This window comes from Streptomyces sp. NPDC001492 (assembly GCF_053597275.1).
The window spans coordinates 44977-58328 of the sequence record NZ_JBSFHW010000046.1; the positions used below are offsets into that span (position 1 = coordinate 44977).

Genomic DNA, 13352 nt, shown 5'->3' on the forward strand with positions numbered 1-13352 from the left:
CCACTTAGGTGACCGGGGGGTGCAGACAAAAGGGGCGCGGGGCTGTGTCGATTTGCGGCTCCGCCGCTTGGGCGCGACAAGCCACGATGAAGCCGCACCACGCCAGACGACCTGTCGAGGCACCTCACTAGGCGCTATGCGCTGACAGTCTCCCCCGGCAACGGCAGATCCAACTCGACCGTCCCCTCCTCACCCCCGTGCGTCGCAGACGAAGCCAGCGGCCCGTGCCCCACAGCCCGTGCGGCCAGCACATACGCCCCCTCGGCCGGCACGGCAAGTGCGTAGCTGCCGTCCTCCTCGGACAGCGTCGCGCCCGCCTGCCGGCCCCGCCGGTCGATCAGCGTGACCTTGGCCCGGGCCACCGGAGAGCCGTCCGCACCGAGCACCCGGCCACGGAACCCGCGCAGCACTTCCTCCGCAAGCTCCACGACGGCGTCGTCCTCCTCGCTGCTCGCGAGCAGCTGAGGCGCCCGGTTCGGCCTGGGCAGGAACAGGGCCATCAGCAGGCCCACGGCGACCGCGCCGGTCGCGATCAGGAAGGAGACGCGGAAGCCGTGCATGGTCGGGATCTCGACGCCGCCGACGTTGTTCGCGGTGTTCGCCAGCACCATGCCGATGACGGCGCTGGACACGGACGTTCCGATGGAGCGCATCAGGGTGTTGAGACCGTTCGCCGCGCCCGTCTCGGAGGCCGGGACCGCGCCCACGATCAGCGCGGGGAGGGACGAGTACGCGAGGCCGATGCCCGCACCGAGCACCACCGCGATGACCAGGCTCTGCCAGGCCGCGCTCATCAAGCCGAGCCCGGCGCCGTAGCCGATCGCGATGATCAGCAGCCCGATGATCAGGGTGACCTTGGGGCCGTACTTCGCGGAGAGGCGGGCGTAGACCGGCGCCGTGAACATCATCGTCAGGCCCAGCGGGGCCACCAGCAGGCCCGCGACGACCATCGACTGACCGAGGCCGTAGCCGGTCGCCTTCGGGAGCTGGAGCAGCTGGGGAAGGACGAGGGAGACGACGTAGAAGGAGACACCGACCATGATCGACGCGAGGTTGGTGAAGAGGACGGCAGGGCGGGCCGTCGTCCGCAGGTCCACCAGCGGGGCCTTTATGCGGAGTTCGAGAACGCCCCACAGGACGAGTACGACGGCCGACGCGGCGAACAGGCCGAGCGTCGTGCCGGAGGTCCAGCCCCAGTCGCTGCCCTTGGTGATCGGCAGGAGGAAGAGGACCAGGCCGGTGGAGAGGCCGAGTGCGCCGAGCAGGTCGAAGGAGCCCTCGGCGCGCATCGGGGACTCGGGTACGACCAGGAGGGTGAGCAGGATCGAGAGGGCGCCGAGGCCCGCGGCGCCGTAGAAGAGGGCGTGCCAGTCGGCGTGCTGGGCGATCAGGGCCGCGAGCGGCAGGGCGAGGCCGCCGCCGACGCCGATGGAGGAGCTCATCAGGGCCATCGCCGAGCCGAGCTTCTCGCGGGGCAGCATGTCGCGCATCAGGCCGATGCCGAGCGGGATGGCGCCCATCGCGAAGCCCTGGAGCGTACGGCCGGCGATCATCGTGAGCAGTTCGCTGGTGAGGGCGCTGATCAGGGCGCCGACCACCATCACGGCGAGGCTGAGGATCAGCATGCGCCGCTTGCCGTAGAGGTCGCCGAGGCGGCCCATGATCGGCGTGGCGACGGCTCCCGACAGGAGTGTCGAGGTCAGGACCCAGGTGGCGTTGCTGGGTGCGGTGTCCAGCAGTTGCGGCAGGTCCTTGATGACCGGGACGAGCAGGGTCTGCATCACCGCGACAACGATGCCCGCGAAGGCGAGTACCGGGACCACGGCCCCGCTCGCCCGCCGGGCGGGCTGTTCGGTCGTCGTGTGCGTCATGGGCTGAGGCCTCCAGGCCGTACGAGATGAAGAGCTGTGCGAGATAAGTGCTGGGTAAACCTCGTATGCACAGGCAACTATTCCGTTGCTTCGGGCCTCTAATGAATTCTTGACCCGGTCATGGGAATCTGATCATTCGTCAGGTCTGGCGGCTTGGTGGAACGTGTTCTAGTCTCGCGCGCCATGAAGGCATACCGCGCAAGGCGAACCGCGCCATGAAGGCCTACGTCGTCGGGGTCGGGATGACCCGGTTCGAGAAGCCCGAGACCCGTGACTGGCAGTACTGGGACATGGTGCGGGAGGCCGGTGGTGCCGCCCTGGCCGACGCGGGGATCTCGTACGGCGATGTGGAACAGGTTCCCGTCGGCTACTGCTTCCAGCCCTCGACCGCCGGACAGCGTGCCGCGTATGAGCTGGGTCTCACCGGCGTGCCCGTCTACAACGTCAACAACAACTGCGCGACCGGCTCGACCGCCCTGATGCTGGCCCGGCAGCTCGTCGAGGGCGGGGCCGCCGACTGCGTACTGGCGCTGGGCTTCGAGAAGATGAAGAAGGGGGCGCTGGGTGGGGGCGCCGACGGAGGGGACTTCTCCACATCTCCGGTCGCGCGGCACTACGGCATCATGGCCGCCCGTCACGGCTTCGAGATGACCCCGCCCACCGCCCAGATCTTCGGCGACGCGGCCCGTGAGCACATGGAGCGGTACGGCACGACCGAGGCGCAGCTCGCCGCCGTGGCCGCCAAGAACCACCGGCACTCGGCGCACAATCCGTATGCGCAGTTCCGGGACGTGTACGAGGTGGACGACATCCTGGCCGCGCGCACGGTCCACCGGCCGCTGACCAAGCTCCAGTGCTCGCCGACCTCGGACGGCGCGGCGGCCGCACTCGTCGTCTCCGAACGGTTCGTGGAGCGGCGGGAGCTGGGCGGAAAGGCGGTCGAGATCGTCGCGCAGGCGATGACGACCGACACGGAGGAGTCCTTCGCGTCCGGGTCGTGCATCGACGTCGTGGGCCGGCCGATGTCCCGGGAGGCGGCCCGGCAGGTGTTCGAGCGGGCCGGGCTCGGGATCGGCGACGTGGACGTCGTGGAGCTGCACGACTGCTTCTCCGTCAACGAGCTGCTGACGTACGAGGCGCTCGGGATGTGCGGGGAGGGGGAGTCCGGGAAGCTGGTCGAGTCCGGGGCGACGACGTACGGCGGACGGTGGGTGGTGAACCCGTCCGGCGGGCTGATCTCCAAGGGGCATCCGCTGGGGGCGACCGGGATCGCCCAGGTGGCCGAGCTGGTGTGGCAGCTGCGGGGCGAGGCGGGGGAGCGGCAGGTGCCGGGGGCGCAGGTCGGGCTCGCGCACAACATCGGCCTGGGCGGGGCGGCGGTGGTGACGCTCGTACGGGCGGTGTAGGTCCTGCGGAGGAGGATCCCGTGGGGCGAAATCCCGATGCAAGGACCGTAACCCGGTTGAGAGCATGACAGGCATGCTGGAAGCCGCTGACGTCACCCGGAGTTCGTCCCGCCGTTCCGCCCCTCCCACCTGGCTGGTCGTGGCGCTCGCCTGCGCCGGGCAGTTCCTGGTGGTGCTCGATGTGTCGGTCGTCAATGTGGCGCTGCCGTCGATGCGGGCCGACCTGGGGCTGAGCCCGCAGGGGCTGCAGTGGGTGGTGAACGCCTACGCGATCGCCTTCGCCGGGTTCATGCTGCTCGGCGGACGCGCCGGGGACCTGTACGGGCGCAAGCGGATGTTCCTGGTCGGGCTTGCCCTGTTCACCGCCGCCTCGCTGGGCGGCGGGCTCGCGCAGGAGGGCGGTCAGCTGCTGGTCGCGCGGGCCGTGCAGGGGCTGGGGGCCGCGGTGCTCGCGCCCTCGACGCTGACCATTCTCACCTCGGCCGTTCCGGAGGGGGCCGCGCGGGCCCGGGCGATAGCGACCTGGACCGCGGTGGGCGCCGGCGGTGGAGCCGCCGGCGGGCTGGTCGGCGGGGCGCTGGTGGACGGGCTGTCGTGGCGGTGGGTGCTGCTGATCAACGTGCCGATCGGCGCGCTGGTGCTGGCCGGCTCGATGCGGTGGCTGGCGGAGAGCCGCAACGGGGAGGGGCGGCGGCTCGATCTGCCGGGCGCGCTGCTGGTGACGGCGGGGCTGGGGACACTGGCGTACGGGATCTCGCAGACCGAGGCCGAGGGGTGGACGGCGGCGGCCACCCTCGTGCCGCTGGCCGCCGGGCTCGCGCTGATCGCGCTGTTCGTGGTCGTCGAGGCCCGTACGACGGCGCCGCTGATGCCGCTCGGGCTGTTCCGGGTGCGGGCCGTGTCCTCGGCGAACGCGGCGATGTTCGTGAACGGGTCCGCGATGTTCTGCATGTGGTTCTTCATGACGTTGTACGCGCAGAACGTGCTCGGCTACACGCCCCTCGAAGCCGGGCTGGCGCTGGTGCCGAGTTCCCTGGCGGTGCTGCTCGGCTCCAAGTCGGCGCCCCGGTTCCTGCCGGTGTTCGGAGCGCGGAACGTGGCCGTGCTCGGGACGCTCCTCGCGGCGGCGGGCTTCGCCTGGCAGTCGATGATGACGCCCGAGGGCAACTATCTGACGGAGATCATGTTCCCGGGGATCCTGATGATGCTGGGTGCGGGTCTCACGGCGACCCCACTCGCCGCACTCGCCACGTCCGGGGCGGCTCCGGGGGAGGCCGGGCTGGTGTCGGGGCTGGTCAACACCTCGCGCACGATGGGCGGTTCGCTGGGGCTCGCGGTGATGTCGACGATCGCGGCCACGCGCACGGCGGGCAGCGGTACTCCCCGCGCGCTCACGGAGGGGTACGCGCTGGTGTTCCGGACGGGCACCGGGGTGCTGCTCGCGGGGGCGGTGCTGATGCTGGTGTGGCTGCCGCGCAGAATTTCCGCGAAGCCGGCGAAGTAGTCGGGGGAGCGAGGCAACGGTTCGGGCCGCCCATGGACTCCTTTACACATCTAGGAGGTGCCCATGGGGGATCGCAAGGAAGCTCGGGACAAGGAGTTCCAGAGCTTTGTCACCGGCCGCTGGCCGCGGCTGCTGCGCACGGCTTTTCTCCTCACGGGGGAACAGCACGCCGCGGAGGACCTGGTCCAGTCGACGCTCGAGCAGGTCTACGTGGCCTGGCGCCGGGTCGGCTCGGCGGACGACCCGGAGGCGTATGTACGGCGCGTGATGATCAACGCGCATGCGCGCAAACACCGCAGAAAACTGCGGGAGTTCCTGGCGCCGAAGGACGACTCGGGGCTGGTGCGCGAGATCGCCGACACGGGTGACCGCATCGCGCAGGCCGACGACCGGGGCGTCCTGCTGAAGGCGCTCGGCCAACTGCCCGTGCGGCAGCGGGAGGCGGTGGTCCTGCGGTACTGGGAGGACCTCACCGAGACACAGGCGGCGGAGGCGATGGGGTGTTCCGTCGGCTCTGTGAAGAGCAACGCGGCCAAGGGGATCGCGAAACTCCGCGCCATACCGGGACTGGCGGACATGGTGATCAGTGGGGGAGGGCGCAAGTGATGAGTGCGGACCGGGAGACGAACCACGACATGACGAACTCCGACATCGCCCTCCTGCTGGCCGAGGCCGCGGACCGGGTCGAGATCGGTATAGCCCCCACCCAGGCGGTGATCCGCGGTGGACGGCGGCGCAGGGCCCGGCGCTGGGCGGTGGCGGCTGCCGCGGCAGTGGTGGTGCTGGGCGGGTCGGCGGGAGCGACGCTGGCGTTCGCGGGGCTGCCCGGGGAGCACAGGGCGCAGGAGGTGGCAAAGCCGACGTCTCCCGAGGCGCGGCATGTGTACGAGCCGCAGATCACCGAATTGTCGCGAGGTGTCTACAAGGGCACCGAGTGGCATGTCTCGGTGCAGGTCTGGGGAGCGCCGCGGACCGATGCGGAGGCGGTCCGGCAGTGGCACGCCATGGCCGCGCTCGGCATGAAGCCCGCCGTCGACAAGCCTGCGGAACTAGTGGGAAGAACCTCCCACTTCGCGACCCGGGCCAACGGCGGTGGCCGCCCGCAGCAGCTGATGTACGACTCGGTCGCCGTACCGGACCGGATGAGCGGCACGGACCTCCAGTCCATGGCGACCCGCTTCGCGCCCGACTCGGCGAGCTCCGGTCAACTGGTGGTCGGGGAGGTGGCCACGACCGCGCGGGAGGTCACCTGCCAGTGGAAGGACGGCACCTCGACCGTCGCCCGGCCCGCGACCGGTCACACGCCGGGCAGCCCCGTGTCGGCGATCCGGCCCGCCGCCGGCTACCCGTGGGCCAACTGGTTCGTGTGCGTGTCCCCGGAGGGCAAGACCTTCAAGGAGGTGAAGGTGACGAAGTGACCGCGTCGGCCGACCCGCCGGGAGGTCACAGCCACCCCTGCTGCCGGGCCTCCCGCATCGCCTCCATGCGGTTGCGGGTGCCCGTCTTGCCGATGGCGGACGAGAGGTAGTTGCGGACCGTCGACTCCGACAGATGCAGCTTCGCCGCGATGTCGGCGACGGTCGCACCGTCCACGGACGCCTTGAGGACGTCGCACTCACGGGCGGTGAGGGGGCTGGGCCCGGCGCTGAGCGCGGCGGCGGCGAGCGCCGGGTCGATGACGGTCTCGCCGGTCAGCACCCGGCGGATCGAGGCGGCCAACTCCTCGACGGGACCGTCCTTCACGAGGAAGCCGGCCGCCCCGGCCTCCATCGCGCGGCGCAGATAGCCGGGCCGCCCGAAGGTGGTGAGGATCAGCACCCGGCAGTCCGGGACCTGCTCGCGCAGCTCGGCCGCCGCGTCCAGGCCGCTCATGCCCGGCAGTTCGATGTCCAGCAGGGCCACATCGGGCCGGTGGGTGAGTGCGGCGTCCACGATCGCGTCGCCCGCGGCGACCTGGGCGACGACCTCCAGGTCGGCCTCCAGACCGAGCAGCAGGGCGAGCGCGCCCCGCATCATTCCCTGGTCCTCGGCGAGCAGGACCCGCACGTTCTTCGACGGCCGGTGATCCCGGGGCATCTCGTTCACGGTCCAAGAGTAGGGAGCGGACGGGACCGCGGCCCGATGAAAGGCTCGTCAGGACAGCTCCACCTCCTGGGCGGACGACGTGAGCTGGGTCGTCAGCTCGCCCTGGGCCCCGTAGCCGCCACCGGCACGGACACGTCGTCGGCCTCCACCGGGAGTTCGGCGGTGACGGTGAAACCGCCTCGCGGCGAAGGGCCGGCCCGCAAGGAGCCGCCGGCCGCCGCGAGGCGCTCCGTCAGCCCTTTCAGGCCGGTGCCGCCGATGCCCGGCAAGGGCGGGGAGGAGGGCGTGGACGGCACACCCTCCCCGTTGTCCGCGACCGTGAGGCTCACACGCTCGGGGTTGCTCTTCACTGTGATCTCGCAGCGTGTGGCGCCTGCGTGCCGCACGACGTTCGTGACCGCCTCCCGCACCACCCAGCCCAGCAGCGCCTCGGTCTGCGGGGCGAGGGGCGCGCCCGAGCGCAGGACCACCGGCTCGACGGCCGCCGCGGACAGGGCCGAGCGGGCCCGGTCCAGTTCGGTGGCGAGGCTGCCCTCGCGGTAGCCGGTCACGGCCTCGCGGATCTCGGTGAGCGCCTGGCGGCCGACGGACTCGATGTCGCCGATCTGGGTGAGCGCGGCGTCCAGGTTGTGCGGGGCCAGCCGCCGGGCGGCCTCCGACTTCACCACGATCACCGAGAGGGTGTGCCCGAGCAGGTCGTGCAGGTCACGGGAGAAGCGCAGGCGCTCCTTCTCGACCGCCTGGTGGGCCAGCTTCTCGCGGGCGGCGCGCAGTTCCCGTACCGCCTCGGACAGGGACAGGATGGCCGCCGTCACCATCGTCGAGATCCAGGCGGCGTACGCGATGTTCAGGCCGTTCCAGCCCTCGTGGACGGCGGAGACCGCGGCGGCGAGCGCCGTGACGCCCAAACCGGCCCAGCGCAGGTGCTCGCCCCGCAGCGCCGCGCCCGTCGCCAGGCCCAGCAGGGGGAAGAACAGCAGCCAGCTGCCGCCGTAGCCGCCGGCGAGGCCGCAGGTGATCGCGGCCAACAGGGCCAGAGCCACCCGTGTGGAGGTCGCCTTCCGCTTCTCCTTCACGAACGAGCGGGTCGCCACGTAGATGTACAGGGAGTTGAAGGCGAGCAGTCCCAGGCCGCCGATCCACGGGTTGGGGGTCTTGCCCTGGAAGAGGTTGGAGAACGCTCCCATTCCCATCAGCAGCCAGGGCAGCAGAGAGAAGGCGGTCGGCGGTGGCCCGGGGTCCTCGGGGGCCTCGGCGCCGGTGCGGCGCGCCTGTCTCTGAGCGACGTTGAAGGCCTGCATGTCCGCCTGCCATCGCGCCCGCACGGCCCGCCACTCACGCAGCTGACAGGCGACCCCTCGTGTCCAGGACATGTCTTCGCTCCCCCGTTCAGGCGGTCCGTCCGGACCGCCGGTACGACAGCACAGCGTACGAACCGAAGGCCAGCAGCCAGAGGGTCAGCACCGCGACCGCGCCGAGGGCCGGGGCGCGGCCCTCCGCCGCAGAGGTGCCGAGCTGGGCGAAGCGGTAGGTGGGGGTGTACGCCGACAGCGTGCGCAGCCAGTCCGGGAAGAGGGTGACCGGGAACCACAGGCCGCCGAGGACCGCGAGACCCAGGTTGCAGGCCATGTTGGTCACGCCGGTGGTCTGCCCGGTCAGCCGGTAGCCGTTGCCGAGGCCCAGCAGGGTGAAGGGCAGCGAGCCCAGCCACAGCAGCGCCGCGACCGCCGCCCACTGCCAGGCCGCCATCCGTACGCCGTTGAGCAGGCCGCCCGCGGCGAGCACCGCGAGGATGGCGGGCAGCACCGTCACCGAGCCGGTCAGCGTCCGGCCGACGACGACCTGGCGCGGAGTCATCGGGGTCACCCGCAACTGCCGCAGCCAGCCGATCGCCCGGTCCTCGGCGACCCCGCCGCCGGTGTTGAGGGCGCAGCCGACGGCGCCGTAGCCCGCCATGCCGACCATCGCGCCGGTCTTCCAACTCCCGTCGGCCGTACCGAGGTTGGTGAACAGCAGATACATCAGCACCGGCATCGCGATCCCACCGATGACAAAACCCGCGTCCCGCAGGGTCCGGCGCACTTCGAGCCGCAGATAGTCCAGCATCACGCCGCCTCCGTCACCCGTGCGGTCAGAGCCAGGAACGCGTCGTCGAGCGAGGCGGGCGCCACCTCCAGGCGGCGTATCGCGCCCAGTTCCGCCAGTGCGACCACCGTCGCGTCCGGGTCGTCGGTGCGCAACCGTGCCCGCTCTCCGCGCACCTCCACCGACCGCACCCCCGGAAGCAGTTCCAGACCCTCCGTGCCCCGCCCCGCGAGGTCGAAGGCGACCAGGCTGCCGCCCACCGCCCGTTTGAGCTGCTCGCCGGTGCCGTCCGCGACGATCCGGCCCCGGTCGATGACGAGGATGCGGTCGGCATGCGCGTCCGCCTCCTCCAGATGGTGGGTGGAGAACAGCACGGTGTGGCCGAGGCGGGCGTAGGACCGCATCGACGCCCAGAAGGCGAGCCGTGCCTCCACGTCCAGGGCGGCGCTCGGCTCGTCCAGGACGATCACCGAGGGGTTACCGGCGAGCGCCACGGCGAACCGCACGCGCTGCGTCTGGCCGCCCGACAGCCGGTCCACGCGCCGCCCCGCCAGCTCGGTGATCCCGGCCAGTTGCAGGGCCCGCGCGACCGGCATCGGGTGCGGGTAGCGGCCGGCCACGAAGGCCACCAGCTCCCGCACGGTGACCCGAGGCACCGCGCGCCCCTCCTGGAGCATCGCGCCGATCCGCCCGGCGCGCACCGACTGCTCGGGGGGAGCGCCGAAGACCCGTACCGTGCCCTCGTCGGGCTCGTTCAGGCCGAGCAGCAGCGAGATCGCCGTCGACTTGCCGGCGCCGTTGCGGCCGAGCAGGGCCACGGTCTCGCCCTGCGCCATCTCCAGGTCCACGCCCCGCAAGGCGCGCACGGCGCCGAAGGTCTTGACCGCCCCCGTGAAGGACACGGCGGGCGGCGCCCCGGCCGTCACCCCGGCCGTCGTCCCTGTCGTCATCCCCGTTGTCTTCGTCATGCCTACGACGCTACGGAGACCAGGGGCCCGCCCGGCAGATGCGCTTGTACGGACTCCGGCAGGACAAATGTCACGGCCGTCCGCGCACTCAACTGACACAGTGTCAGGAGCCTTCACAAGTGCGGAGCGCTGGGCTATACAGAGGGCGCCGGACTGGAACGCGTTCTAGATCGGCACTCGTGACGACCTCGGTCGCGGCCGACGGTGCGGACGGCCGCGCCGAGGTCTTGAACCATCCGAGCCACCAGGAGCCGTATGCCCATCGACGCAGCGAAGGCCCTCGCCGCCGAACCCCGCTCCGGCGAGATCACCTGGGACCGCAAGGACGTTCAGCTCTACCACCTCGGCATCGGGGCAGGCATCCCGGCGACCGACCCCGACGAGCTGCGCTACACCCTGGAGTCCCGGCTGCACGTCCTGCCCAGCTTCGCCACCGTCGCGGGCAACGGCTCGCCCGGGGTGATCAGCGGCCTGTCCATGCCCGGCGTCGACGTGGACCTGGCCCGTGTCCTGCACGGCGGCCAGTCCCTCACCCTGCACCGCCCGATCCCCGTCGAGGGAACCGCGACCGCCACCGGCCGTATCGCGGCCGTGTACGACAAGGGCAAGGCGGCCGTCCTCGTCATGCGCACCGAGGTGGCCGACGCCGACGGCCCCCTGTGGACCAACGACGCCGAGATCTTCGTACGAGGGGAAGGCGGCTGGGGCGGCGACCGCGGTCCCTCCGGCCGCCTGGAGCCGCCCGCGGGCGACCCCGACCGCACCGTCGAGCGCCCGACCCGCGAGGACCAGGCCCTGCTCTACCGCCTCTCCGGCGACTGGAACCCGCTGCACGCCGACCCGGACTTCGCCAAGACCGCCGGCTTCGAAAAGCCCATCCTGCACGGCCTGTGCACCTACGGCATGACGCTCAAGGCGGTCGTCGACACGCTCCTCGGCGGGGACGTGACACGGGTGCGGTCGTACGCCACCCGGTTCGCGGGCGTCGTGTTCCCCGGGGAGACCCTGCGCGTCCGTATGTGGCGGGGGGATACGCAGGTCCGGGTGGCCGTGAGCGCCGTGGAGCGGGACGACGCGCCCGTCCTCGCCGACACGATCGTCGAACACACTTGATCCAGCAGGCAGTTGAGGGGAGCCGCACCATGCGCGCAGCCGTACTGCACGAGATCGGCCAGGACAAACTCGAGGTCTTCGAGGACGTCGAGGCGACGGGCTTCGGGCCCGGCAAGGTGAGGATCCGGGTGCGGGCCACCGGGCTGTGCCACTCGGACCTGTCCGCGATGAGCGGGGTGCTGCCGCAGCCGGCGCCGTTCGTGCCCGGGCACGAGGGCGCCGGCGAGATCGTCGAGGTCGGCGAAGGCGTCAGCCACCTGAAGGCGGGCGACCGGGTCGTGGTCTGCTGGCTGCCGGCCTGCGGCGCCTGTCCGGCCTGCAAGCGCGGGCAGACCGAGCTGTGCCTGGCCGGGTTCATGAACGCGGGCACCCCCAACTTCCGCCGCCCCGGCGGTGACGTCTTCGGCTTCGCGGGCACCGGCACCTTCGCCGAAGAGGTCGTCGTGGACGCGGGCTGCGCGGTGCCGATCCCGGGCGACGTTCCTTTCGACATCGCCGCGCTGATCGGCTGCGGCGTCACGACCGGGCTCGGCGCCGCGCTCAACACCGCCGACGTGGAGGCCGGCTCGTCGGTTGCGGTCATCGGCTGCGGCGGCGTCGGCATCTCCGCGATCCAGGGCGCGCGGCTCAAGGGCGCCGCCGAGATCGTCGCCGTCGACCCGGTCGCCTCGCGCCGGGAGTCCGCCCTCAAGTTCGGCGCCACGAAGGCGGTCTCGCCGGACGAGCTGGCCGACGCCAAGCAGAACGTCACCGGCGGCGAGGGCTTCGACTACGTCTTCGAGGTCGTCGGCAAGTCGGCCACCGCCCGCACCGCGTACGAGAACACACGGCGCGGCGGCACCCTCGTCGTCGTCGGCGCGGGCGCCATGGACGACTTCCTCCAGCTCAACATGTTCGAGCTGTTCTTCGACGAGAAGCGGATCCTGCCCTCGATGTACGGCGGCGGCGACGTCATGCGCTCCTACGAGCGGACCATCGCCCTGTGGCGGGCGGGCCGCGTGGACCTGGAGGGCCTGATCACCCACCGGGTGCCGCTGGCCGACATCAACGAGGCACTGGACCAGATGCGCACCGGCACGGCGCTGCGCACATGCATCGAGATCTGACGGGGGTGCCTGTGTCGCTGCCACAGCAGGGGCCGCTGGAGGGGCTGTCCGCCGTCGTGACCGGGGCCGGTCGCGGACTGGGCCGGGCCGAGGCGCTCGAACTCGCCCGGCTCGGTGCCGCGGTCGTCGTCAACGACTTCGGGCAGCCGGGCCGGGACGGCTCGGGTCAGGCCTCGGCGGGTCCCGCCGAACAGGTCGCCGCCGAGATCCGCGCCGCGGGCGGCAAGGCACTCGCCCACACCGGGGACGTCGCCGACTTCCAACAGGCCCGAGAACTGGTGGAGTTGGCGATCGGCGAGTTCGGCAAGCTGGACATCCTCGTCAACAATGCCGGCATCCTGCGCGACCGCATGGTCTTCTCCATGACCGAGGACGAGTGGGACGCGGTCATCCGGGTCCACCTCAAGGGCCACTTCAACACCACCCACTTCGCGGCCGCGCACTGGCGCGAACGCTCCAAGGCCGCGGGAGCGCCGGTCTACGGGCGGATCGTGAACACCTCGTCCGAGGCCTTCCTGGCGGGCTCGGCCGGGCAGCCCAACTACGCGGCCGCGAAGGGCGGAATCGTGGGCCTGACCACCTCCACGGCCCTCGCGCTGGCCAAGTACGGCGTCACGGCCAACGCGATCTGCCCGCGCGCCCGCACCCGGATGACCGAGGACGTCTTCGCCGGCTTCGAGCAGCCGGCCGACGGCCTCGACCCGCTCGCCCCCGAGCATGTCGCCCCGCTCGTCGGCTACCTCGCCTCGCCCGCCGCGGCCCGCGTCAACGGCCAGCTGCTCGTCGTGCACGGCGGCATGGTCGCCGTCGTCGACCGCCCGCGGGTGCAGGTGAAGTTCGACAGCAAGCAGGACACCTTCACCTACGACGAGCTGGACGCCGTCCTCACTCCGCACTACGCGGACCGGCCGCCGGGGGAGACGTTCGCGGCGGCGGAAGTGCTGGGACTCAAGCGGGCGTAGACATCAAGCAGGCGTGGACATCAAGCAGGCGTAGACATACGGAAGGGGCCCGCACACCGGTCAGGTGTGCGGGCCCCTTCCCTGCGTACCCTCAGGCAGCCGCTTCGCTGTCCTCGGCCGGCTTGCGGTGCCGGCCGTGAGGGGCCGTGTCACCGTCCTGGGCCGAACTCGGACCCCGGTGCCGGCCGTGACCGGCGTCTTCCCGGGACTCGGCGGACAGCGGCTGCATGGTGCTTGTGTCGCTCATCGGAA

13 protein-coding genes are annotated in these 13352 nt (G+C 71.6%); 7 read left to right on the top strand and 6 right to left on the bottom strand.

Going from position 1 to position 13352, the window contains the following annotated elements; translation table 11 throughout:
* Nucleotides 1-134: 134 nt before the first annotated feature.
* Nucleotides 135-1871: an MFS transporter gene (locus tag ACWC1K_RS40330; protein ID WP_450838068.1), complete on the bottom strand. Its 1737-nt coding sequence runs from the start codon at nt 1869-1871 to the stop codon at nt 135-137.
* Nucleotides 1872-2086: 215 nt separating this feature from the next.
* Between ACWC1K_RS40330 and ACWC1K_RS40335 the strand changes: the two genes are divergently transcribed.
* The 4 genes from ACWC1K_RS40335 to ACWC1K_RS40350 all read left to right on the top strand — a co-directional run bounded on the left by ACWC1K_RS40335 (nt 2087) and on the right by ACWC1K_RS40350 (nt 6199).
* Nucleotides 2087-3277 carry a thiolase C-terminal domain-containing protein gene (locus tag ACWC1K_RS40335; protein ID WP_450838070.1) on the top strand — a complete coding sequence of 397 codons (1191 nt, stop codon included), beginning with the start codon at nt 2087-2089 and terminating at the stop codon, nt 3275-3277.
* Between the two features lie 73 nt (nt 3278-3350).
* Entirely contained in the window at nt 3351-4781 is a 1431-nt protein-coding gene (locus ACWC1K_RS40340; protein WP_450838071.1) for an MFS transporter, read from the top strand.
* Nucleotides 4782-4844: 63 nt separating this feature from the next.
* The gene (locus ACWC1K_RS40345) at nt 4845-5387 is read left to right on the top strand and encodes a SigE family RNA polymerase sigma factor (RefSeq protein ID WP_450838072.1); all 543 of its coding nucleotides are present in this window, start codon (nt 4845-4847) and stop codon (nt 5385-5387) included.
* Complete coding sequence (locus ACWC1K_RS40350) at nt 5387-6199, top strand: hypothetical protein (RefSeq protein WP_450838073.1); 813 nt, start codon at nt 5387-5389, stop codon at nt 6197-6199. The genes ACWC1K_RS40345 and ACWC1K_RS40350 overlap by 1 nt, the downstream gene beginning before the upstream one ends.
* A gap of 25 nt (nt 6200-6224) precedes the next feature.
* Here the strand turns inward: ACWC1K_RS40350 and ACWC1K_RS40355 are convergent, their stop codons facing one another.
* The 4 genes from ACWC1K_RS40355 to ACWC1K_RS40370 form a co-directional block, all read right to left on the bottom strand.
* Nucleotides 6225-6857 carry a response regulator transcription factor gene (locus tag ACWC1K_RS40355; RefSeq protein ID WP_351480014.1) on the bottom strand — a complete coding sequence of 211 codons (633 nt, stop codon included), beginning with the start codon at nt 6855-6857 and terminating at the stop codon, nt 6225-6227.
* Between the two features lie 101 nt (nt 6858-6958).
* Nucleotides 6959-8239 carry a sensor histidine kinase gene (locus tag ACWC1K_RS40360; protein WP_450838074.1) on the bottom strand — a complete coding sequence of 427 codons (1281 nt, stop codon included), beginning with the start codon at nt 8237-8239 and terminating at the stop codon, nt 6959-6961.
* A 16-nt stretch (nt 8240-8255) separates the two neighbouring features.
* The gene (locus ACWC1K_RS40365; RefSeq protein WP_450838076.1) at nt 8256-8972 is read right to left on the bottom strand and encodes an ABC transporter permease; all 717 of its coding nucleotides are present in this window, start codon (nt 8970-8972) and stop codon (nt 8256-8258) included.
* Complete coding sequence (locus ACWC1K_RS40370; protein WP_450838117.1) at nt 8972-9901, bottom strand: ATP-binding cassette domain-containing protein; 930 nt, start codon at nt 9899-9901, stop codon at nt 8972-8974. The genes ACWC1K_RS40365 and ACWC1K_RS40370 overlap by 1 nt, the downstream gene beginning before the upstream one ends.
* Before the next feature lie 273 nt (nt 9902-10174).
* Between ACWC1K_RS40370 and ACWC1K_RS40375 the strand changes: the two genes are divergently transcribed.
* Genes ACWC1K_RS40375 through ACWC1K_RS40385 form a run of 3 tightly spaced genes read left to right on the top strand, consistent with a single transcriptional unit; the run spans nt 10175 to nt 13100 of the window.
* A complete protein-coding gene (locus ACWC1K_RS40375; RefSeq protein ID WP_450838077.1) occupies nt 10175-11032 on the top strand; it encodes a MaoC/PaaZ C-terminal domain-containing protein in 858 nt (285 codons plus the stop codon).
* A gap of 29 nt (nt 11033-11061) precedes the next feature.
* Complete coding sequence (locus ACWC1K_RS40380) at nt 11062-12138, top strand: Zn-dependent alcohol dehydrogenase (protein WP_450838079.1); 1077 nt, start codon at nt 11062-11064, stop codon at nt 12136-12138.
* An 11-nt stretch (nt 12139-12149) separates the two neighbouring features.
* Nucleotides 12150-13100, top strand: a complete 951-nt coding sequence (locus tag ACWC1K_RS40385) for a 3-oxoacyl-ACP reductase (protein WP_450838081.1) — start codon at nt 12150-12152, stop codon at nt 13098-13100.
* A 91-nt stretch (nt 13101-13191) separates the two neighbouring features.
* On the opposite strand, the gene ACWC1K_RS40390 is transcribed toward ACWC1K_RS40385, so the two are convergent.
* Entirely contained in the window at nt 13192-13347 is a 156-nt protein-coding gene (locus ACWC1K_RS40390; protein WP_389069901.1) for a hypothetical protein, read from the bottom strand.
* Nucleotides 13348-13352: the final 5 nt, after the last annotated feature.